Here is a 22,683-nt window from a genome sequence, read left to right on the forward strand (position 1 = left end):
CCTGCGAACCCGGAAGAGATCGATCATGATGTCTGGGAGGGCGGTTGTGTCGGAGGTGCTCGAGCTGCCCGGCGGCCGGCGGATCTTCTACGCCGACTCCGGCAAGCGCGACGGGCGGCCGGTGTTCCTGCACCACGGCACGCCCGGCAGTGCCGCCGGCCCCAAGCCGCGCGACTCGATCCTGTATCGCCACGGCGTCCGGCTCATCGCCTACTGCCGGCCGGGGTACGGCGGATCGTCGCGGCATCCCGGCCGCACCGTGGCCGACGCCGCCGGGGACGTCGCCGCCCTGGCCGACGCGCTCGGCCTGGACACGTTCGCGGTGCTCGGGCGCTCCGGCGGGGGCCCGCACGCGCTGGCCTGCGCGGCGCTGCTGCCCGACCGGGTCACCCGGGTGGCCGCCCTCGTCAGCGTCGCGCCGTTCGACGCGGTCGGGCTGGACTGGCTCGGCGACATGGTCCCGTCCAACCAGCGCGCCTGGCGCACGGCGGCGGTCGACGACGATCTCGTCGCCGAGCAGCTGCGGCTGCGGGTGAACCGGATCCGCGAGGACCCGGCCCATCTGCTGCGGCAGCTGCGCTCCGAGATGCCCCCGGCCGACCTGGACGTGGTCGGCGACATCGCGATCGAGCGGCTGCTGCTGACCACCTACGCCAGCGCGCTGGGCGACGGGCCCGACGGCTGGATCGACGACCTGGTGGCGCTGCGGATCGACTGGGGCTTCCGGTTCGAGCACATCCGCGCGCCCGTCCGGCTGTGGCACGGTGCCGACGACCGTTTCTCGCCAGCCAGTCACACGCGCTGGCTGGCCGACCGCATCCCGGGCGCCCAGCTGGAGGTCGAGCCGGGGGCCGCGCACTTCGGGGCGCTGCTGGTGATGCCGCAGATCATCCGCTGGCTGGCCGACTCCGACGACACGCCGAGCGCCGCCGCCTGAGGCCTCTCAGCACGGGTCGATCGGCCACAACGCATCGATTGTCGGATATGTGACAGTCGATTGCCCGGCCAACCGTCGCACCTGCGGGTGGTCCGCGCCGAGCGGCCGGCTCAGCCGGGCGGCGAGCTCCTGGACGCGCCGCGGCGCCTCGTCGCTCCCGCCGATCCGCAGCAGCGCCTCGTTCAGGGCGGCCGCGAGCGCGTGCGGGTGGTTCGCGGGCAGCGCGCCGGCGGCATCGGCCGCGGCCGCGGCGGCGCGGTCCAGCGCGTCCTCGCGCTCGCCGGCCGCCCACGCCACGAGCGCGAGGTTGGCGCGCGCGGCGATCGTCCGCGGGTGGCCCGCGCCGAGGAGGTCCAGGTAGCGCTGCTCGACGCCGGCGAGTTCGGCCCGCGCGCGCTCGACGTGCCCGGTCGCCAGCAGCGCCAGGCCCCAGCTGTGCCGGCACATCACGGTGTCGGGCCCGGCCGGCCCCGACAGGTCGGCGAGGTGCTCGTAGGTCTCCTCGAGCAGCGGCGCGGCCTCGGCGGCCCGGCCGGCGCCGCGCAGCGACACCCCGAGGCTCATGCGCACCGTGAGCGCCGCCCGCGACCGGTCGCCGAACATCGCGGCGACCGCCGGCACCAGCGCCTGCAGCAGCTCGGCGGACTCGGTGAACTGCCCGGTGTCGCGCAGGTCCCGGCCCAGGTTGGCGGCCGTGCGCAGGGCCGCCGGATAGTGCTCCGGGCCCGGGAACGGCCGGAAGGTGCGGACGCGCTCGTCGCAGCGCCGCGCGGCCCGGTAGAGGCCGGCCGCCCGGTAGGCGCCGGCCAGCCCGGTGAGCGCGTTGAGGGTCTGCGCGTGCTCGGACCCGACCGCCCGCGCCCAGGCCCGGTAGGTCGAGCGGGCCAGGTCCACGGCCTTCGTGTAGCGGCCGAGCGAGCGCAGGTCCGCCGCCAGCCGGTTGCGGGTGGTGAGCGTCGCGGTGTGGTGCCGCCCGAGCAGCCGCTCCTGCTCCGCGGCCACCTGCTCGTTGAGGCGCAGCGCCTCGGCGTAGCGGCCCTGGTCGCGCAGCAGCGCGGCGCGCACGCCCCGCATCTGCAGCAGCTGGCGCTCGTACCGCGGACCGGACCACGCCGCCTCCGCCGCCCGCGCGAGCTGCTCGCCCGCGGCCACCTGCCCCGCGTGGCGCATCCGCAGCACGCGGTCGACGATCAGGCCGCGCACCGCCTCCTCCCGGCAGGCGGCGGCGCCCGTGATCGCCAGGTGCGGCCAGATCATCTCGAACTGCGGCCAGGAGCGTGGGTCCTCGACGTCGTGGGGCCGCGCCAGCCCGGCCAGCACCTGATGCACCTGATGGCGGGCCTCCCGCAGGTCGTCGGCGGACATGCGCGCCCGGACCACCCGCTGCACCAGGGGGTGCATCTGGATGCGCCCGCCCGGCAGGTCGGGCCGCAGCAGGCCGAGCCGGCTGATCTGCTGGACCAGGGAGGCCGGCATGAGCCGATCGGTGACGGAGGCCTCGTACGGGTTGAGTACCTCCGCCATCACGTCGCTGTAGACCAGGTCGGTCGCCGTCTCCCGGCCGAGCACCGAGAACAGCTGGAGCAGCCGGTAGCCGCCCGGGGACCGCTCCGCCAGCCGGGCCAGCTCCCGGTCCCAGCGCCGCTCGACCGCCGGCAGCTCCAGCGTGCCGTTGCGCGCGCGGGCGACCTGCTCGGCCGCCCGCTCGCCGCCGGACGCCAGCCGGTCGGCCGTCTCCGCCACCGCCAGCGGCAGGTCGCCGACGGACTCGGCCAGGGCGTCGGCATCGGCCGGCGGCAGGTCGGGCAGGCGCCGGCTGAGGTACACCATGCTCTCGTAGCGGTTGAACACGTTGACGGGGACCGAGTCGAATCCGCCGCCCCAGGACAGGTTGCGCGACGTGATCAGCACCTGGCCGGGGCCCTGCGGCAGGAAGTCGCGCACCTGGTCGTGCTCGTCGGCGTCGTCGAGGACGATGAGCCAGCGCCGGAAGGGCTCGCCGCGCCGCAGCGCGCTGAGGATCGCCGGAGTGGCCGCGCCCGGCCCGGTCCCGGCCGGAACGCCCAGCGCGCGGGCGAGGCCGGGCAGCCCGTCGTCCAGCGCGCCGCAGTCGAGCCACCAGACCAGGTCGTAGGCCGTGCGGAAGCGGTAGGCGTACTCCAGCGCGAGCGTCGACTTGCCCGAGCCGTCCAGCCCGTGCAGCACGACGGGCGGCGCCTGGCGCGGGTCGGCGTACCCCTCCGCCCGCAGCCGGTCCCGCAGGAGGGCGAGATCGTTCGTCCGGCCGAGAAAGTCCCGCGGCCGCGGCGGGGCGCAGAAGTGGACCGGCTCCTGGCCCGGATACCGCAGCGTCCCGACCGGCGGCTGCTCGGCCTGGCCGACCAGGCGCAGCAGCTCCCGGGTGGCCGGCCCCTCGGGCAGTCCGTGCAGGCGCGCCGAGGTCGGCTCCGGGTAGGCGGCCAGGGCGCGGATGTCCTCGGTGTAGACGGCCAGCGGTGGTCGTCCCCGCCGGCTCGCCGGTCGGCGGCGTGCGTCCGCTGCGGCCGGCCCGTCCGAGATGACGGCGAGTTCCCGGGCCGCGGTGGCGGGCCGGCCGCCGGGCTCGGCGTCGGCGAGGTCGGCGTGCAGGACGCTCACGCCGGCGGCGGACAGGGTCGCGGTGATCCACTCCGCCCACATGCCGTCCTCGGGCGCGTGGCGCAGCAGGACCCGGTCCTCGCGCGTGGCGGTCAGGCGCAGGTAGTGCGCGGCGGCGCGGTACCGCACCCCCTCGTCCAGCGGCGGCAGCGCCTTCACGGCGCCGTCGGTCAGGTACCACACCAGCCGCTCGTACGCCGTCAGCAGCGAGTCCGGCTGCCCCGGCAGGTCCATGAGCGTCGCCAGCGTCTCCTCGTAGGCGTAGGCGGACTGGTACGGCACCTGCACGTCGCGCCAGTAGACCTCCCGCTCGTCCGCGTTCAGGCCCGCGGGCAGGCCGGACAGGCGCTCGCGGGCGGCGCGGCGGCCGGCCTCGGCGCGGGGGCGGTCGGCCGGGTCGACGCGCATCGGCACCGGCAGCACGCGCGGCGGGTGCTCCGCGTCGCGGGTCGCGGCGGCGGCCCGGGCCGCGCCCTCGATGCTCTTGGCGCTGAGGGTGAAGCAGGCGAACACGTCGTCGGGCAGGTGCGCGAGACAGATCTGGGCCAGGTCGCCGACGCCGGGCGGGCTGTCGATCAGGGTCCAGTCGTAGCGGGCGGTCATGTGCCCGCGCAGCGCGTCGAGGAACTCGCCGCCGCCCGCGCGGTAGAAGTCGTCCCAGTCCAGGCCGCCGAGGCCGCCGAGCGCGCCCGCGTAGGCCGCGTCCTGCCGGCCGGCCGGCAGGTAGTCGATGCCGCCCGCGAAGTGCGGCCAGTGCACCGGGACGGGCGGGGTGACGGCGAACGGGTCGACCGTCGCGCGCTCGAAGCGGCGGAAGAGATCGGTCACGCCGCCGGACTGGTCCAGCTCGGCGGCGTCCAGGAACGGGTGGAGGTACCGATGCAGCCCCGGCGACTCGAGATCCCAGTCCACGACGAGCACCCGGTGCCCGGCCGCGGCCAGAATCCAGGCCGTGTTCGCCGTCGCCATGGTGCGGCCCGAGCCGCCGGCGAAGGAGTGGAACGTGACGACGCGACCCTCTGGCTGCTGCGGCACCCGTCGATAGTCCCCGATGGAAGGGCCTCCGCCCAAGGGATGCGGAGAAAATCCTCACGCATCGGCATCTGTCAGTAACGCTGCGATTACCGCACACTGGAAATCCATCTAACGCCGACAATGGGGGTGCGCCGTGGTGGGGCCGGAACGGGGCGGTGGCCGGCCGGGCTGGACGATCCTGCGAACCGTGTTCGGCCTCGTGGGCATTGCCGCACTTGTGCTCGGATTGATCGGGATGCACCAATTTCGTCCCGATCGCGACTGGCCCGACCAGTGGTACTACACCTTTCAGCTCTTCGTGCTCGGATCCGACCCGCTGCAGCTGCCGGATCCCCCGCTGCCGTGGCAGCTGCAGGTCGCGCGGTTCCTGGCCCCGCTGTTCCTCGCCGCCACGGTGGTGGAGACGGCCCGGGTCCTGTTCGCCGGGGAGATGCGCCGGCTGCGGGCCCGCACCGCCCGCCGCCACGCGATCGTGTGCGGCGACACGCCCTTCGCCAAGGCCCTGGCCGCGCAGCTCTTCGCCACCGGCGAGCGGGTCGTGGTGGTGCGCTCCGCGCCCATCCGCCCGTTCGAGCTGCGGCACCGGCGGATGCTCGGCGTGTCCGGCGACGCGCGCTCGCCCGAGGTGCTGCGGGCCGCGGGCCTGCGCCGGGCGCGGCACCTCTACATCTGCGGCGACGACGACCAGTTCAACCACGCCGTGTCCGTGACGGCCGGCACCGAGCTGCAGCTGCGCCGCTCCTCGCCGTACATCTTCGTGCAGCTGCACCGCCAGCAGACCTGTCACCTGCTGCAGGCGCGGCGGCTCGGGGCGGCCGGCTCCAACCGCTTCCGCCTCGACTACTTCCACGTCGACGACGTCGCCGCGCGCATGTTGTACCGCCTCAACCCCCTGCATCCGCCCGCGTCCGGCGGCCCGCCGGTGCGGCTGCTCATCTCCGGCGACGGCTCGTTCCCGCGCGTGCTGCTGGTCGAGACCGCGCGGTACTGGCGCTCCGTCGGCGGCCACCCCGACCAGCTCGAGATCGACCTCATCGGCGCCGACGCGGGCCGCACCCTGGCCACCCTGCAGGCGCGGTTCCCGTTCCTCGCCTCCGTCTGCCGGGTGCGCGCCCACAACGAGCTGCTCGAGACCTGGCTGCCGCGCATCACCCGGCCCGCGCGCTACGACCGCATCCACCTGAGCCACCGCGACGAGTCGAAGATGCTCGACCTGGCGCTGGAGAGCACAGAGCTGTGGCAGGCGGTCTCCGACGCGGTCTTCGTGGCCACCTACGAGGCCACCGCCCTCGCCGACGCCTTCCACGGCGGGGAGCACAACGACCTGCTCGACGAGGTCGCGGGCAAGCTGCGGGTCTACCCGATCATCACCCGGGCGTGCGACGCGCGCCTGATCGCCGACGACCTCACCGAGCGCCTGGCACGGCGCTTCCATCGGCGGTACCTCGAGATCGCCCGCAGCTCCGCCAGCCCGAGCAGCGCCGTGGCCTGGTCGCAGCTGTCGGAGTCGATGCGCAACGCCAACCGGGCGCAGGTGCAGGGGATCGCGGCCAAGATGCAGAGGATCGACTGCGTGATCGCCGTGCGCAACGGCGAGGACGGGCTCATCACCGAAAGCGAGCTGGAGGTGCTGGCCGAGCTCGAGCACCAGCGGTGGTGCGACGAGCGGGCCGGCCAGGGGTGGCGCCACGCCGAACGGCGCGACGAGCGCCGGAAACGGCATCCGGACCTGGTCGCGTGGCAGGATCTCGGCGAGACGGGCCGTGCGAAGGCCCTCGACGCCGTGCGGTACATGACGGAGATGCTCGCGGACGAGGGCTTCACGATCGTCCGGCTCAACGAACCGATCCGCGCGACGACCGTCTGACTGGGAGACCGCCATGCGCATCGGCATCACGGGGCACACGAACCTCACCGACGTCGGCGCGGAGCTGATCTACCGGGCGCTCGTGCAGCACCTGCGCTCGCGCGACGACGGCGAGCTCATCGGGGTGACGTGCCTGGCCGACGGCGCCGACCAGCTCTTCGCCCGCGCGGTGCGCGAGGTCGGCGGCGTCTACGAGGTCGTGCTGCCGGCGCCGGACTACCGCCGCGTGGTGCCGATCGAGCGCCGCCGCGACTTCGACGGGCTGCTCGCGGGCGCCCGCAAGATCCTGCCCACCGGCGAGGCCCGCTCGGGCCCGGCCGCGTACGTCGCCGCGAACCGCATCATGCTCGGCCGCGTGCAGGAGCTGATCGCGGTGTGGGACGGGCTGGAGCACGGCGACCCGGGCGGCACCGCGGACGTGGTCACCCGCGCCCGCGCCGCGGATCTGCCGATGACCGTGATCTGGCCGGCGGGCGCCGAGCGGGCCTGAGGCCCGGGCGGCTCACGCGGCGCTGGGGGCCCGCACGAGGTGGGCGGTCACCGCGTGCGCCGCGTACAGGGCGTATCCGACGAGCAGCGGCGCCGTCAGGGGGACGAAGACGCCAAGCACGGCGGCGACGGCCGACACCCCGGCCACCGCCGCCGCCGCGCCCGGTTGCCGCCATGCCGTGCGGCCGGCCCAGCGCAGGGCGTCGCGCCACCCGGCCGGGGACGTGTCCCGGCCCAGGCGAACGACGCTCAGCATGCCGATCGCGAGCAGCACGGCGGCCGCGACGCCGGTGCCGGCCAGCGCGGGTGACCCGCCCGGGACCCGGCCGGCGGCGACGGCGCCGACGTTGAAGACCAGCAGGAGCGCGCACGCCGCGGCCGTGGCACCGGCGATGGCCCCGCGCAGCAGCGAGGCGCGGAACAGCCGCCCCATCGCGCGGAGGTCCACCTTCTCGCCGTGGCCGATCGCGTGGATCGCCGAGGAGCCGGTGCGGATCGCGGCGCCGGCCGTCACCAGCGGCGCCGAGGCGATGGTCACGGCGACGCCGACCAGCGCGACGTCCGCGGCGACGGTCACGGTCTCCAGCCAGTCCCGTTTCATGGCTCAGCCCTTCAGGCCCGAGGTGTTGATGCCCTCGACGAGCATGCGCTGGAAGGCCAGGAAGAACAGGAACACCGGCAGCAGGGAGAGGACCGACATCGCGAACATCGGGCCGACGGTGACCTGGCCCGAGGAGTCGATGAAGGCCCGCAGCGCGACGGGCACCGTGTTCTTCGTGGTCTCCGAGACGTACACCAGCTGACGGAAGAAGTCGTTCCACGTCCAGATGAACGAGAAGATCGCGGTGGTCACCAGCGCCGGGCGCGACAGCGGCAGGATCACGTTGCGGAACACCCCGAACGGGGAGCACCCGTCGATCTTCGCCGCCTCGTCGAGCTCCCGCGGGATGCTCCGCATGAACTGGACCATGAGGAAGACGAAGAACGCCTCCGTGGCCAGGAAGTGCGGGACGACCAGCGGCAGGTAGGGGAACTCGCCGCCGACCAGGCCCAGCTGCTTGAACAGGATGAACTGCGGCACGATGAGCACGTGCCCGGGCAGCAGCAGGGTGCCGATCATGATGGCGAAGAACATCCGGCGGCCGCGGAAGCGCAGGCGCGCGAAGGCGTACGCGGCCAGCAGGCACGACGCCGCGTTGCCGACCACGACGAGCAGGGCCACCAGCGTGCTGTTGAGGAAGAACCGGCCGAAGGTGACCGCGGCGCTCTTGAAGTGCGTCCAGCCCTGCGGGTAGTTGCCCGGCGTCCAGTGCTCCGGCCAGACCGAGGCGTTGCTGAGCACCTCCTCCTGGCTCTTGAACGAGCTGCCGAGCAGCCAGGCGAGCGGGTACAGGATGATGGCCAGGAGGGCCAGGATGACGACGAGCCGCAGGCTCCGCTTGGCCAGGCCCGTCACTCGGCCCATCATTCGTCCCCTCCGTCGGAGTAGTGCACCCAGAACCGGCCGGTGCTGAACAGCACCACCGTCAGCAGGCCGATCGCGGCGAGGAACACCCAGGCGAGGGCGGACGCGTAGCCCATCTCGTAGTCGGTGAAGGCCTTGACGTACAGGTACAGCGTGTACATCAGGGTGGAGTCCACGGGGCCGCCGGTGCCGCCGGAGATGACGAACGCCCCGGTGAAGCCCTGAAAGCCGTGGATGGTCTCCAGCACCAGGTTGAAGAAGATGACCGGCGACATCATGGGCATCGTCACCGACCAGAACTTCCGCCAGGCCCCGGCGCCGTCGACCGACGCGGCCTCGTAGAGCTCGACCGGCACCTGCTTGAGGCCGGCCAGGAAGATGACCATCGGCGCGCCGAACTGCCAGACCGCCAGCAGGATCAGGGTGCCCAGCGCCCAGTCGGGGTCGTTCACCCAGCCCGGGCCGTGCACGCCGAAGAGCCCCAGCAGTTGGTTGAACGAGCCGTCGCGGTTGAACATCGAGTACCACACGAAGCCCAGCGCCACGCTGCCGCCGAGCAGCGACGGCAGGTAGAACAGGCCCCGGAAGAACCCGACGCCGCGCATGCCGCGGTTGAGCAGCAGGGCCACGGCGAACGCGGCCGCGAGCTTGAGCGGGACCGAGATGATCCCGAACAGCACCGTCACCGTGACCGAGTGCCAGAACGCGGGGTCCGCGGTGAACATCCGCCGGTAGTTGTCGAGGCCGACGAAGTGCAGCTCCGAGAAGTCCGAGAGGATGTCGTAGTCGGTGAAGCTCAGCACCAGCGAGCCCAGCATCGGCAGGAGCGTGAACGCCCCGAAGCCGAGGAGCCAGGGGGAGAGGAAGACGTAACCGGCCCGGCCCTCGCGGCGGACCCCCCGCCCGGATCCCTGGGGGACCCGGACGGAGTGTCGCGCTGGCCGTTGCGTGGTCGTGAGCGCCACTGGAAGGGATTCCCTACTTGGAGATGGCCGTCTTCACGGCCGTGATGAACGCCTCGGCGGCCTGGGCGGAGGACGCCTTGCCGGTCTGCACCGACTCGGCGGCCTTGATCAGCTCCGAGCGCAGCGTGCTGTGCCCCTTGAGCGGCACCTGCGGCGACGGGCCGAAGGACTTGCCGAGCTGGTTCTCCACGTCGATGGAGGTCTTCATCGCCTTGTCGGTGACGGCGCTCTCGACGGTGGTGCGCACGTCCAGGTTGGACGGCAGGCCGCGGTCGGTGCCGAGGACCTTGCCGGCCTCGGGGTCGTTGGCCAGGAAGTTGATGACGTCGACGGCCACGTCCTTCTTGGAGCTGCCGCGGTACACCGAGAAGTACATCGACGCGCGCGCCCACTGGGCCTTCGGGTCACCGGGGTAGGACACGACGCCGAGCTCGTCCTTGGTGTTCTTCTGCAGCTCCGGCAGCTGGTTCACCCACACCCACGAGGTAAGGGCTTTCCCGGTGACCACGAGCTGCTTGGTGATGTCGGTCGCGTTGCCCTCCCGGATCACGTCCGGCGGCGGCGTCGCGCCCTTGTCCCGGGCGCCCTTCCACAGGTCGAACCAGGCGGTCACGTCCTGGGCGGTGAAGCCGAGCTCCTTGCCCTTGTACAGGTCCTTGCCCTGCTGGCGCAGCCACACCCAGAACGCCTTGTAGTCCGCGCTGGGGTCCTGCGTGCCGGCCGTCTTCGTGGCCGCCCCGGCCGCCTGGGCCCAGGTGATGAACTGCTCCCACGACATGCCGCTGGTCGGCAGCGGCTGGTTCGCCGCCTGCAGCTTGGTCTTATTGAACACGAGACCCTGGGTGTTCTCGCCGAACGCGACGCCGGCGAGCTTGCCGTCGACCTCGCCGTACTTCCAGAGGCTCTCGGGGAACTTCGACGTGTCCAGCTTGCCGGACTTCTGGTACGAGCTGAGATCCAGCGTGACGTTCCTCGACGCGTACTCGGTCAGGTAGTTGTCGTCGATCTGGAAGATGTCGGGCGCGGCGTTGCCGGCCGTGAGCGTGGCCAGCTTGTCGAAGTAGCCCTGGTTGGCCTGCCACGTCGTCTTGAACGTGACGTTCGGGTGCTTCGCGGTGTACAGCTTCAGCGCGTCCTCGGTGAGCTTGGCGCGCGCGTCGCCGCCCCACCAGAAGAAGCTCAGCTCGACCGGCTCGGTGGAGTCCGCCGAGGGGGATGACCCGGCGTCGTCACCGCAGGCGGCGAGGGGCACGAGCAGGGCGGCCGCGGCGGCTACCGCGAGCAGCCGGCGGCGAGAGGTTCCGGACATGAAAGTTTCACTCCTAGGCATCGGCCGCGAGTGGGGTTCAGACCGGAGCGGGGCCGGTCGATTCGCGGATGACCAGTTGGGTCTGGAGCGTGACGAGTGCGGTGGAGCGGTGTTCTTCGTCGTGGTGCAGCAGCAGGTCCACGGCCGCCCGGCCGGCGGCCGCGGTCGGGGTCGCCACGGTGGTGAGCTTCGGGCGCACCAGCCGGCTGAGCATGATGTCGTCGATGCCGACGACGCTGAGCTCCTCCGGCACGCGCACCCCGCGGTCGTGCAGGGCCTCGAGCAGGCCGATCGCCATGAGGTCGTTGTAGGCCAGCACGGCGGTCGCCCCGGTGGCCAGCACCGCCTCGCAGGCGGCCGATCCGGCCGCCTCCGTGGGCTGGTAGGGGCCCAGGGCCGTGAGCGTGGCCCCGGCGGCCTTGGCCGCCGCGGTCGCGCTGCGGCGGATCTCCCGGTTGGTCCACGAGCCCCGCGGCCCGCCCAGCAGGGCGATGGCGCGGTGCCCGAGGCCCGCCAGGTGTTCGATCGCGGTCCGGGCGCCGTCGGCGACGTCCATCACGACCGCGGGAAGCCCCTCGACGGGCCGGTTCACCACGACCAGGGGCACCTCCTTGCGGAGCTTCTCGATCAGGTCGTTGCTCATGCGCGGGCTGCACAGCAGCACGCCGTCGACCTGCTTGGCGAGGGCGTGGACGAGTTGCTCCTCGGCCACGGGGTCCTCGTTGGTGTCGGCGACGAAGAGGTGATAGTCGCGCTGGCGCGACTGGGACTCCGCGGCTTTGATGAGCGGGGGGAAGAACGGGTTGGCGATGTCCGCGACGATCAGGCCGATGTTGTGCGTCCGGCCGGTGATCAGGGCGCGGGCCGCCCGGTTGGGGCGGTAGCCGAGGCTCTCCGCGGTGGACAGCACCCGGCTGCGGGTGTCGGGATTGACGAGGTGCGGCGCCGAGAACGTGCGCGACACGGTGGAGACATGGACGCCGGAGGCGCGGGCGACATCTCGGATCGTGGCGGGCACGTGGAGTCCTCTCGGGGCGGCGGCAGCGGTGGCCCGTCCCGGGGCGGCCGGGGTGCTGACCGTCCGGGGGAGGGGTGACCTGGGTCACCGCAGTGGTGCCAATTATGCAAACGTTTGCTCCCGTGTCAACGCCCCTCAATGCGATCACATCGACGGTATTGACCGGGCGAGCGCCTCTTGCGCATAGTTTGCTGCAAACCTTTGCAGCCTTTCGCCTCAGGAGGCTCCTTGAAATCCCGCTACGCGATCGTCGGCACCGGGTCGCGCGCCGCCATGTTCGTCCGGGCGCTCACCGAGGAGCACCGCGACACCTGCGAGCTCGTCGCGCTGGCCGACCCGAACCCGGTCCGCATCGCCGTGCACAACGACCGGCTCCCCGCGCCGGTCCCGGCGTACCGCGCGAGCGAGTTCACCGAGATGATCGAGCGCGAGCGCGTCGACGTGGTGATCGTGTGCACCGTGGACCGCTACCACGACGAGTACATCGTCGCGGCGCTCGAGGCCGGATGCGACGTGCTCACCGAGAAGCCGATGACCATCGACGCGCGGCGCTGCGCGCGGATCATGGATGCCGTGCGCCGCACCGGCCGCCGGGTCCGGGTCACCTTCAACTACCGCTACAACCCGCTGCACGAGGCGGTGAAGCGCATCCTCGCGGCGGGCGAGATCGGCGAGGTCGGGTCGGTGCACTTCGAGTGGCTGCTCGACGTGCGCCACGGCGCCGACTACTTCCGGCGCTGGCACCGCGACAAGGCCGACTCCGGCGGGCTGCTCGTGCACAAGGCCGGGCACCACTTCGACCTGGTCAACTGGTGGCTGGCCGACGACCCCGCCAGCGTCTACGCCGACGGTCGCCTGTTTTTCTACGGTACCGACGGAGCCGGCCACGGCGCCGGGAAGTTCGCGATCGACATGAGCGATCCCGACCTCACGGCGCTCTACGGCGAGACGGCCGTCCGGGCCGACGGCTACCACCGCGACCAGGACGTCTTCGCGCCCGGCGTGACCATCGAGGACGATCTGGCCGTGCTGGTGCGTTACGCTCGCGGGGCGACCCTGACGTATCACCTGACGGCCTACGCGCCCTGGGAGGGGTACCGCATCGCCTTCAACGGCAGCCGCGGACGGCTCGAACTCGACGTGACCGAGACCGACCACGTCTCGGTGGAGGCGGCCGACTCGCTCAAGGGACACCGCGAGCCCGGCACCGCCAGTCTCCGCCTGCGGCCCTTCTTCGGCCCGCCCGTGGACATCGCCGTCGAGGGCCATCGCCGGGAGGGCCACGGCGGCGCCGACGTGCGCATGCTCGCGCAGCTGCTCGATCCGGCCGCGCCCCCCGACCCGCTGGGCCGCGGCGCCGACGCGGCCGACGGGGCCCGCGCCCTGCTCGTCGGGCTCGCCGCCAACGAGTCCATCACCACCGGTCGGCCCGTCCGCACCGCCGAGCTCAAGGCTGGTATCGCCCATGCATGAGGATCAACTGCTACCCGCCGAGCCCGGAGTCCGCGCGATCGCGCGCGAGCTCTACCGGCACGCCAAGGACCTGCCGCTGATCAGCCCGCACGGCCACGTCGACCCGGCGATCCTCGCCGACGACAAGCCGTTCCCGGACCCGGCCCGGCTCATCGTGGTGCCGGACCACTACGTCACGCGGATGCTGGCCAGCCAGGGCATTCCCCCCGCCGAGCTCGGCGTGCCGTCGCTGGACGGCACCCCGGTGGAGACCGACGGGCGCACGATCTGGCGGCGGCTGGCCGCCAACTGGCACCTGTTCCGGGGCACCCCCTCGCGGCTGTGGACCGAGCGCGTGCTCGCCGAGGTCTTCGGGGTCGCCTCGCCGCTCAACGCGCAGACCGCCGACGAGGTGTACGACGCCGTCGCGCAACGCCTGGCCGACCCGCGGTTCCGCCCCCGGGCGCTGTTCGAGCGCTTCAACCTCGAGCAGCTGGCCACCACCGAGTCGCCGCTGTCGGACCTCGGTGCCCACGCCAAGCTGGCGGCCGACGGCTGGGGCGGGCCGGGCGGGCGGGTCATCACCACGTTCCGCCCCGACGACCTGGTCGACCTCGACTGGCCCGGCTGGGCCGAGCGGGTCGAGCAGCTCGGCGCGGGCACCTTCGCCGGGTTCCTCGACCGCCTGCGCGAGCGCCGCCAGGCGTTCATCGCCGCCGGGGCGACCTCCAGCGACCACGGGCACCCGAGCGCCGCCACGCTCGCCCTGCCCCGCGACGAGGCCGCCGCGCTGTTCGACCGGGCGCTGCGCGACCGGGCCGAGGCCGGGGACGCCGAGCGGTTCCGGGCCCACATGCTGGTCGAGTTCGCCCGCATGTCGGTCGAGGACGGCCTGGTCATGCAGCTGCACCCGGGCGCCGTGCGCAACCACAACGCGGCCCTGCACGCCCGGCACGGCCGCGACGTCGGCGGCGACATCCCGAGCCCGACCGAGTACGTGCGGTCGCTGCGCCCGCTGCTGGACGAGCTCGGCAACGACCCGCGTTTCCGTATCGTGCTCTACACGCTCGACGAGACCGTCTTCACCCGCGAGCTCGCCCCGCTCGCCGGCGGCTACCCGGCCGTGTTCCTCGGCGCCCCGTGGTGGTTCCTGGACAGCCCCGAGGGCCTGCGCCGCTACCGCGAGGCCGTCACCGAGACCGCGGGCTTCTACAACACCGCCGGCTTCGTCGACGACACGCGCGCGTTCTGCTCCATCCCGGTGCGCCACGACGTGGCACGCCGCGTCGACGCCGGCTTTCTCGCCCGGCTCGTCGCCGAGCACCGCCTCCCGCTCGACGAGGCCGCCGAGACCATCGCCGACCTCGCCTACCACCTGCCCAAGCGCGTCTACCAGCGCACCGTCCGAAGTGGAGAGTCGGCGTGACCGAGATCATCGGCCTGACCGTGCACGACGTGCGGTTCCCGACCGCGGCCGCCGGGGACGGCTCCGACGCCATCAACCGCGGCGACTACTCGGCCACCTACGTCGTCGTCGAGACGGCCGGCGGCGCCCAGGGCTTCGGGCTGACCTTCACCAACGGCCGCGGCAACGAGATCACCTGCGCCGCCGTCGAGGCCCTGCGCCACCACGTCGTCGGGCACACCGTCGAGGAGCTGTGCACGGCCGCGGGCGCCCGCACCCTCACCGCCGACGTGCAGGTGCGCTGGCTCGGCCCCGAGAAGGGGGTCGTGGCCATGGCCGCCGGCGCGATCCTCAACGCCGTGTGGGACCTGCGTGCCCGCCTCGCGGACCGGCCGATGTGGCGGCTGCTGGCCGAGCTGCCCACGGCCGAGCTGGTCGCGGCCGTGGACTTCCGGCACATCGCCGACGCGCTCACCCCGGCCGAGGCCGCCGCCATCCTCGACGCCGGGCTCGACGGCTACGCGGACCGGCTCGCCCACGTGCGCGAGCACGGCTACCCGTCGTACACCACCTCCGTCGGCTGGCTGGGCTACGACGACGAGAAGGTCCGCGCGCTCACCCGGGCCGCGGTCAAGGACGGCTGGACCGCGGTGAAGATGAAGGTCGGCGGGCCCATCGACGACGACGTGCGCCGGGCCGGCATCATCCGCGCCGAGATCGGACCGGGCGCCCTGCTCATGATGGACGCCAACCAGGTCTGGGACGTCGAGGAGGCCATCGCCAACATGGAGCGGCTGGTCGCCTTCGACCCGTACTGGATCGAGGAGCCCACGCACGCCGACGACGTGCTCGGCCACGCGGCGATCCAGCGCGCGCTCGGCGAGCGGTGCAAGGTCGCCACCGGCGAGGTCGCCGCGAACCGGGTCATCTTCAAGCAGCTGCTGCAGGCCGGCGCGATCGGCATCATGCAGGTCGACGCGTGCCGGGTCGCCGGCGTCGGCGAGGTGCTCGCCGAGCTGCTCATGGCGGCCAAGTTCGGGGTCACCGTGTGCCCGCACGCGGGCGGGGTGGGGCTGTGCGAGTACGTGCAGCACCTGTCGTTCTTCGACTACCTGCGCGTGAGCCGGTCGATGCGGGGGCGGATGGTGGAGTACGTCGACCACCTGCACGAGCACTTCACCGACCCGGTCCGGGTGGAGGGCGGCCGCTACCGGCTGCCCGAGCGGCCCGGCTACAGCGTGCGGATGCGGCCCGAGTCCGTCGAGCGGTTCGCGTTCCCGCAGGGGCCGGTATGGAGCGCCTGAGCCGGGCCACCGCCGGTGACCTGCCCAAGGCCACGGGCACCGGCATCGTGCATCTCGGGCTGGGCGCGTTCCACCGGGCCCACCAGGCGGTCTTCACCGCCGACGCGATCGCCGAGGGCGGCGGGGACTGGGGCATCGCCGCGGTCGCGCCCCGCTCCCGGGCCGTGCTCGACCCGCTGCTGGAGCAGGACCTGCTGTACAGCGTGCTGACCCTGGACGGCGAGCGGGTCACGCCGCGCGTGCTCGGGGTCCACAGCCAGGCCCTGCACGCGGCGAGCGAGCCGGAGGCGGTCGAGCGCCTGCTGGCCGACCCGGCGGTGCGGATCGTCACGCTGACGGTGACCGAGAAGGCGTACCGGCCCGGCTCGGCGGTCCTCGACCTGCTGGTCCGGGGGCTGCGAGCCCGCGCGGGGGCGCCGATCGCGCTGGTGAGCTGCGACAACCTGCCCAGCAACGGCCGGCGGCTGCGCGAGCTCGTCGTGGCCGAGCTGGGGCCGTCCATCGCGGACTCCACCGGGTTCCCGAGCACGATGGTGGACCGCATCGTGCCGGCCAGTACCGATGCCACCTATGCCACCGCCCGGGACGTCCTGGGCCTGGAGGACCGGGCGACGGTGGGCGCGGAGCCGTTCAACGCGTGGGTCCTCGAGGACGACTTCCCGGGCGGGCGGCCGGCGTGGGACCTGGCCGGCGCCATCGTCACCGACGACGTGGGCCCCTGGGAGGGGCTGAAGCTGCGGGTGGTCCTCGGGGTGCACTCGGCGCTGGCGTACCTCGGCGCGCTGGCCGGCGCGCCCACGATCGACCGGTCGCTGGGGCTGCCGGGGATGCGGGACGTCGTGGAACGGTTCATCGCGACCGACATCGCGCCGACGCTGTCCCCGCCGGAGGGGGTGACGGTCGAGCGGTTCGGGCAGAGCGCCCTCGCGCGCTTCGCCAACTCCGCCCTGCGCCACCGCACTCTGCAGGTCGCGATGGACGGCTCGCAGAAGCTCCCGCAGCGGCTCCTCGGCACCATCGCGGACCGGCGGGCGGCGGGGAGCATGCCGTTGTACGCCACGCTCGTCCTCGCCGCCTGGATGCGCTTCGTGCGCGGGTCGGCCGACGACGGCACCCCGCTGCCGCTGGACGACCCCCTCGCGGACCGGCTGCGGTCCGCCCCGGACCTGCTGGCGCTCGACGCCGTCTTCCCGCCCGGATTCGCCGACGACACCGAGCTGCGCGCGCAGCTGGCCGAGTGGAGCGGCGCCCTGCAGCGCCACGGCGTGCTCGGCACCCTGGCCGGGCTGCGGTGAGCACGTCCGTCGCGCTCATCGGGGCGGCCGGGCACGGCGCCTGGCACCTGCGGGCCATCGACGCCCTCGGCGAGCGGGTCCGGCTCGTCGCCACCTGCGACGTGCAGCCGGGCTACGACTACACCGACCACCGGCGGATGCTGGACGAGCGCAAGCCGGAGGTCGTGGTCGTGTGCACCCCGCCGCACACCCACCTGCCGATCGCCCTCGACGTCCTCGGCGCCGGGGCCGACCTGCTGCTGGAGAAGCCGCCGGTGCTGTCCCTGGCCGACCACCGGCGGCTCGCCGAGGCGGCCCGCGGCCGGGTGCTGCAGATCGGCTTCCAGGCGCTGGGCTCGCCGACGCTGCCGCTGCTGGCCGAGCGGGTCGGCGAGGTGACGTCGGCCTCGGTCGCCGGGGCCTGGTGGCGGCCCGACAGCTACTGGGCGCGCAGCTCGTGGGCGGGGCGGCGCGGGCGGGACGGGGCCCTCGTGAACCCCTTCGCGCACGCCCTCATGCAGGCGCTGGCCATCACCGGAATCCGTCCACCGTGGACGCTCAGCCTGGATCGGTACCGGGTCAGGCCCGCGGTCGAGGTGGAGGACACGGCCACGCTGCGCCTCACCGCGCCCGACGGCCGCGCGGTGTTCGTGGCCGTCACGCTCTGCTCGGCCGAGTTCGTGCCCGGCGACATCACCGTCGTCGGCCGCGACGGCACGGCCGAGGTCGGCTACGCCCAGGACCGCCTCGACGGGGAGGTTGTGCCCGGCCGGATCGGGCTGCTGGAGAACCTGCTCGACCACCGCGACCACGGCGCGCCGCTGCTGGTGCCGCTGGAGCGGACGGAACCGTTCACGGCCCTCGCGGAGGCGATCCTGGCCGCCGACGCGCCCGTACTGCTCGACCCCGCCCGCCTCGCCCGGCGCGAGGACGGCGTGGAGATCCCGGACGCGGCCGCGATGATCCGCCGCGCCGCCGCCGAACGCGCCCACTTCCGTGAGATCGGAGTCCTCCCGTGAGGAAACTTTCACTCGCCGACCTGCCCGACGGCGGTACCCCGGCCACCCTCGCCGCCATCGGGCGGGGCTGGGGGCCGGTCCAGCGCGGCGGGATCAGCCGCTACGACGACCCCGGGCACCGCACCCACCCCGAGTCGGACGTGCACGTCCACGACGTCCCGGAGATCTTCACCATCGTGCAGGGCGCCGGCGTGCTGGAGCTCAACGGCTCCGCCGACACCCGGTTCACGGCCGGCGACATCCTCATCATCGATCCGGGGGAGAACCACCACCTGGTCAGCGACGGGGACGTGCCGCTCGTCTTCACCTGGATGCACCTCTCGCCGGTTGACGCGGAATCGACGGCGGTCTAGGTTACGGGCTGAGGAAAGCGTTTTCCTCAGCCCCACGCATGCGGCCGACCCGCCCAGTCCCGCCGCACACCCCCATGCGTCACGTCTCCCTCGACGGAGGAAGCATGGACACCTGCCCCAGGCGGCGCCGCTGGCCCATCGTGGCCGCCGGCGTCGCCGCGTTCACCGCCTCGGCCGCGATCTTCTCGCAGATCGCGTTCGCGGCCACGCTGTTCAGCGACAACTTCGAGGACGGCGACCTCAGCGGCTGGTCGAAGTCCGGCGGCACCTGGGCCGTCGTCTCCGACGGCTCCAAGGCGCTGAACCAGAGCAACTCGGGCAGCGAGAACGCCCGGGAGTTCGCCGGTGACACCGGCTGGACGAACTACACCGTCAGCGCCCGCGTCAAGCCGACCTCGCTCGCGAGCAACGGCCACGCCGCGCTGCTGGCCCGGGCCACCAGCTCCACGACCTTCTACCGGCTCGCGCTGCTGCCCGGCAGCGTGCAGCTGCAGGCGGTCAGCAGCGGCTCGGTCACCGTGCTCGGGCAGGTCTCGCGCACGGTGAGCAACACCTGGTACACCCTGTCGCTCACCGTCTCCGGCAGCACCATCTCCGGCGCGGTCGACGGGACCTCGGTCGGCTCCGGCTCGAGCTCGGTCGCCTCCAGCGGCCGCATCGGCGTGCAGACCGTGTACTCCGCGGCCTCGTTCGACGACATCGCGGTCAGCGACACGGCCGGCCCGACGCCGACCACCACGGGCCCCACGCCCACCAAGTCCCCGACGCCGACCCCGACCCCGACCCCGACGTCGGGTGGCGGCGGGGGGAGCACCCCGACCGGCTCGTGGCCCAGCTCGACCGGCTCGGTGTCGGTGAGCGGCACCATCAAGGTGACCAGCTCGCTCGACGGCGGGATGAAGCGCTACTGCTGCATCGGCGACGGTAGCCAGAGCGAGTCCCAGGACCCGATGTTCGAGCTGTCCGACGGCGCCACGCTCAAGAACGTCATCATCGGCTCCCCGGCCGGCGACGGCGTGCACTGCCTCGGCCGCTGCACCATCCAGAACGTCTGGTGGGAGGACGTGGGCGAGGACGCCGCTACGTTCCTGGGCACCAGCGGCGGCGACTCCTACGTCATCGGCGGCGGCGCCAGGTCCGCCAGCGACAAGGTGTTCCAGCACAACGGCAACGGCACCGTGCACATCAGCGGCTTCTACGCCAGCGACATCGGCAAGCTCTACCGGGGCTGCGGCAACTGCACGAACCACTACGAGCGCCACGTGACGGTGGACAACGTGCTGCTGAACAAGGCGAAGTACGTGGTGGGCATCAACACGAACTGGGGCGACACCGCCACGCTGACGCGGGTGACGGTGCAGAGCTCGTCCGGCATCCACATCTGCGCCGAGTACACGGGCGTGGCGAAGGGCAGCGAGCCGAAGTATCTCGGCGACGGGATGGGCGACGGCCACTGCAACTTCAAGTCCTCGGACATCACCTACAAGTAGCGGCGGCGTACCCGCGGGAAATCGTTCGCCCCGGCCTCATGCCGCGACCTAGGCTCGCGGCATGAGGCCGGTGCAGGATGTCGTCTCCCGGATTCGGTACGACGCCGCCCTCGACGCGGCGCGCTTCTCCGTCGGCTACGAGGAGCGCGGGGCCGGCATCCGGGAGACACCGCTGCTCGCGTTCGTCGGCGGCGGGGACGTGCCGTGGCACCGGGTGCAGTGGGTCAAAGCCGGCTCGACCACCGTGTGGGACCGCCAGACCCGCGTCGACCTCGTGTTCGGCTCCGGCACCACCCCGGCGGCCGACCTGGCTTCCTTTACCGCCGACGCTCCCGCGGTTGCCGCCAAGGCCCCGAGGCGCGCGATCTCGGCCTTCGACTCGGCCGCCTGCCTGCGCTTCGATCCCGTGGCCGGCCAGTGGGTGCCGGCCGGCCCGGCCGCGCCCGTGCACGCCGACGCGGTGCAGGTGGCCACGTTCAATGTGCTCTCGGACGCGTACGACCGCGAGATGACCTATCCCGAGCGGCGCGTCCCCGCCTGCGTGGACCTGCTCGAGGGCCTCGGCGCCGACGTCGTCGCGCTGCACGAGGTCACCCACGACCTGTGGGCCGCGCTGCTCGCGGCGCCGTGGGTGCGCGAGCGCTACTGCGTCTCGGCCGGCCCCGACGCCGAGATCGGCTACGGCACCACGCTCATCGCCCGGTGGCCGCTGACCCTGGAGGTGCACCGGCTCTCGGCGTACAAGCGGCTGGTCCTCGGCCACACCGTGCTCAACGGCCGCACGACCGGCTTCGTGGCCGCCCACCTCACGAGCGACCACACCGAGGGGGCCGAGCAGCGGCGCGAGCACCAGCTGCGGGTCATCGCCGAGCGCCTCGGCCGCGGCGACCTCGACGCCGCGGTGGTGCTCACCGACCTCAACGCCGGCGACGAGGCCGCCCCCGCGGTTCCCGGCTACGTCGACGCCTGGCGCGCCGTGCACCCCCACGACGCCGGCTTCACCTTCGACCCCGCGGTGAACCCGCTCGCGGCCCTGGCCTCCCGCACCGGCCGCGCCGCGCGCCTGGACCGCATCCTCGTGCGCGGCAGCCTCACCCCGGTCGTGGCCGAGCGCTTCGGCGACCGCCCGTTCGCCGGCGACCTGTACGTCTCCGACCACTTCGGCGTCACCGCACTCCTGCAACCGGCCCAGCCGACCGTCGACTCGCCCGGCGTCCACACCTCGGCCCTCGTGGTGCGCCCACCCGAGCACGTGTGGCCGCAGATCCAGGCGGTGCGTTCGCGGCACGACCCGGCGTACCGCCGCTGGATGCCCCACATCAACCTCGTCTACGGCTTCGTGCCCCAGGCCGACTTCGAGGCCGCCGCGGCGGTGGTCGCCGAGGTGGTGGCCGGCACCGGCCCGATCCGTGTGCGCCTGGCCGAGGTCCGCCGCTTCGACCACCGGGGCTCGACCACCGTCTGGGTCGCTCCGTCGCCCTCGGACGCCCTGCGCCGCCTCCAGAGTGCCTTGGCCGCCCGCTTCCCGGGCTGCACGTCGCCGCACGCGTTCACTCCCCATATGACCATCGCCAAGCTGACGGGCGCCTCGATCGAGCCGTTGTACGCCGCCCTGCGCCGCGACTGGCAGCCCCTGGAGTTCACGATCAACGCGGTGGACCTGATCAGCCGCGGCGCCGACACGCCGTTCACGGTCCAGCACACCGTGCCCCTGTCCACCGGCCACGACGCCGCCCTGTCCATCGTCACGGACGCGTGCGCCGCGGTGCGCCCCGGCTCCCGTGTCCACGTGATCGGCTCGGTCCGCCTGGGCATCGCCACCGCGACCACCGACCTGGACCTGGTGTGGGCGTCTCCTTCGGGTGGCTCCGCCCTGGCCGAGCTGGCCGAGTCGCTGCCCGGCGCCCGCTTGGCCGGCACGATCGTCCCCGTGGTCCGCGCGACGGTGGCCGGGGTGAGCGTCGACGTGCAGCACGTCACGACCGCCGACGTACACCGCCTGCCGCTCGACGGTTCCCTCGACGAGCCCGGCCGTCGAGCGGTCCTGGCCGTGCACGACGCCGACGCACTGCTGGAGGGCCTCGACCCGGCCGCGTTCCGCACGCTGCTGACCAACGTGCGCCGCTGGTCCCGCGAACGCGAGCTGGACGGCGCCGCGTGGGGCCTGGTGGGCGGCTTCAGCTGGGCGGTGCTCGTCGCCGAGGCCATGCGGCACAACGCATTCGACCTCGACGCGTTTCTGCGCCACTGCTCTGGTCATCCGCGCCGGCCGCGCTCGGGGGACCGGCACGCCTACTGGCCCGTGTACTCGCCCACGCCCCCGGGCGTGAACACCACCCGCACCATGACCCGCTCGACGGCGGCCCTTGTGCAGGCGGCGCTGGAGGGCGGGGGGCTTCCGGAGCCCTGGCGGCACGAGCGCCTGGTGACGCTGCCCGCCGACGAGGACCTGGACGGGCGCGTGCTCGGGATGATCCTGGAGCTCGAGTCCGCAGGCGCTGTGGTCCGGCCCTATCCGCGGCGGCGCCAGCTCGGCATCGACGGTGGCCCGGCGGTCGCGTGACGGCTGGCGCGATATGTCGGGCGCTCCGCGCCGCGACATATCGGATTTTTCGCCTGTAGGGCGAAAAATCTGATTCGGCGGTCGGTGGCCGGCTTTTGCGT

At 73.2% G+C, this 22,683-nt stretch carries 17 protein-coding genes; 11 read left to right on the top strand and 6 right to left on the bottom strand.

Annotated features, from left to right (window positions below):
* Positions 1–46: 46 nt before the first annotated feature.
* Positions 47–937 carry an alpha/beta fold hydrolase gene (locus AC6JBM_RS01630; protein ID WP_350622264.1) on the top strand — a complete coding sequence of 297 codons (891 nt, stop codon included), beginning with the start codon at positions 47–49 and terminating at the stop codon, positions 935–937.
* A gap of 6 nt (positions 938–943) precedes the next feature.
* On the opposite strand, the gene fxsT is transcribed toward AC6JBM_RS01630, so the two are convergent.
* Positions 944–4,609, bottom strand: a complete 3,666-nt coding sequence (fxsT, locus tag AC6JBM_RS01635) for an FxSxx-COOH system tetratricopeptide repeat protein (RefSeq protein WP_497981825.1) — start codon at positions 4,607–4,609, stop codon at positions 944–946.
* A gap of 235 nt (positions 4,610–4,844) precedes the next feature.
* Here fxsT and AC6JBM_RS01640 point away from each other — a divergent pair, with 235 nt between their 5' ends.
* Both AC6JBM_RS01640 and AC6JBM_RS01645 read left to right on the top strand, forming a co-directional pair.
* Positions 4,845–6,476, top strand: coding sequence for a RyR domain-containing protein (locus AC6JBM_RS01640; RefSeq protein ID WP_497981826.1), 1,632 nt, complete (start codon positions 4,845–4,847; stop codon positions 6,474–6,476).
* Between the two features lie 13 nt (positions 6,477–6,489).
* Positions 6,490–6,966: a hypothetical protein gene (locus tag AC6JBM_RS01645; RefSeq protein ID WP_497981827.1), complete on the top strand. Its 477-nt coding sequence runs from the start codon at positions 6,490–6,492 to the stop codon at positions 6,964–6,966.
* A gap of 12 nt (positions 6,967–6,978) precedes the next feature.
* On the opposite strand, the gene AC6JBM_RS01650 is transcribed toward AC6JBM_RS01645, so the two are convergent.
* The 5 genes from AC6JBM_RS01650 to AC6JBM_RS01670 are packed head-to-tail and all read right to left on the bottom strand — an operon-like array spanning position 6,979 to position 11,722.
* Positions 6,979–7,566 (bottom strand): hypothetical protein, encoded by a 588-nt coding sequence (locus AC6JBM_RS01650; protein ID WP_497981828.1) that lies wholly within the window; start codon positions 7,564–7,566, stop codon positions 6,979–6,981.
* Between the two features lie 3 nt (positions 7,567–7,569).
* Positions 7,570–8,433: a carbohydrate ABC transporter permease gene (locus AC6JBM_RS01655; RefSeq protein WP_497981829.1), complete on the bottom strand. Its 864-nt coding sequence runs from the start codon at positions 8,431–8,433 to the stop codon at positions 7,570–7,572.
* On the bottom strand, positions 8,430–9,395 hold the full coding sequence (locus tag AC6JBM_RS01660; RefSeq protein ID WP_497981830.1) for a carbohydrate ABC transporter permease: 966 nt from the start codon (positions 9,393–9,395) through the stop codon (positions 8,430–8,432). Before AC6JBM_RS01660 ends, AC6JBM_RS01655 begins: the two co-directional genes overlap by 4 nt.
* Positions 9,396–9,408: 13 nt before the next feature.
* Positions 9,409–10,704: an ABC transporter substrate-binding protein gene (locus AC6JBM_RS01665; RefSeq protein ID WP_497981831.1), complete on the bottom strand. Its 1,296-nt coding sequence runs from the start codon at positions 10,702–10,704 to the stop codon at positions 9,409–9,411.
* A gap of 37 nt (positions 10,705–10,741) precedes the next feature.
* The gene (locus AC6JBM_RS01670; RefSeq protein WP_350622280.1) at positions 10,742–11,722 is read right to left on the bottom strand and encodes a LacI family DNA-binding transcriptional regulator; all 981 of its coding nucleotides are present in this window, start codon (positions 11,720–11,722) and stop codon (positions 10,742–10,744) included.
* A gap of 228 nt (positions 11,723–11,950) precedes the next feature.
* Here AC6JBM_RS01670 and AC6JBM_RS01675 point away from each other — a divergent pair, with 228 nt between their 5' ends.
* From AC6JBM_RS01675 to AC6JBM_RS01710, 8 genes are all read left to right on the top strand, one after another.
* Positions 11,951–13,195 (top strand): Gfo/Idh/MocA family protein, encoded by a 1,245-nt coding sequence (locus tag AC6JBM_RS01675; protein WP_497981832.1) that lies wholly within the window; start codon positions 11,951–11,953, stop codon positions 13,193–13,195.
* Positions 13,188–14,600 carry a glucuronate isomerase gene (gene uxaC / locus AC6JBM_RS01680; protein WP_497981833.1) on the top strand — a complete coding sequence of 471 codons (1,413 nt, stop codon included), beginning with the start codon at positions 13,188–13,190 and terminating at the stop codon, positions 14,598–14,600. Before AC6JBM_RS01675 ends, uxaC begins: the two co-directional genes overlap by 8 nt.
* The gene (locus AC6JBM_RS01685; RefSeq protein WP_497981834.1) at positions 14,597–15,883 is read left to right on the top strand and encodes an enolase C-terminal domain-like protein; all 1,287 of its coding nucleotides are present in this window, start codon (positions 14,597–14,599) and stop codon (positions 15,881–15,883) included. The genes uxaC and AC6JBM_RS01685 overlap by 4 nt, the downstream gene beginning before the upstream one ends.
* Entirely contained in the window at positions 15,871–17,178 is a 1,308-nt protein-coding gene (locus tag AC6JBM_RS01690) for a mannitol dehydrogenase family protein (RefSeq protein ID WP_497981835.1), read from the top strand. The genes AC6JBM_RS01685 and AC6JBM_RS01690 overlap by 13 nt, the downstream gene beginning before the upstream one ends.
* Complete coding sequence (locus tag AC6JBM_RS01695; protein ID WP_497981836.1) at positions 17,175–18,176, top strand: Gfo/Idh/MocA family protein; 1,002 nt, start codon at positions 17,175–17,177, stop codon at positions 18,174–18,176. The genes AC6JBM_RS01690 and AC6JBM_RS01695 overlap by 4 nt, the downstream gene beginning before the upstream one ends.
* Positions 18,173–18,529, top strand: a complete 357-nt coding sequence (locus AC6JBM_RS01700; RefSeq protein WP_497981837.1) for a cupin domain-containing protein — start codon at positions 18,173–18,175, stop codon at positions 18,527–18,529. The genes AC6JBM_RS01695 and AC6JBM_RS01700 overlap by 4 nt, the downstream gene beginning before the upstream one ends.
* Positions 18,530–18,633: 104 nt before the next feature.
* Positions 18,634–20,019, top strand: a complete 1,386-nt coding sequence (locus AC6JBM_RS01705; protein WP_497981838.1) for a pectate lyase — start codon at positions 18,634–18,636, stop codon at positions 20,017–20,019.
* A 61-nt stretch (positions 20,020–20,080) separates the two neighbouring features.
* Positions 20,081–22,582: an RNA repair domain-containing protein gene (locus AC6JBM_RS01710; protein ID WP_497981839.1), complete on the top strand. Its 2,502-nt coding sequence runs from the start codon at positions 20,081–20,083 to the stop codon at positions 22,580–22,582.
* Positions 22,583–22,683 lie beyond the last annotated feature (101 nt).

The sequence above is a fragment of the Dactylosporangium thailandense genome, from assembly GCF_059739745.1.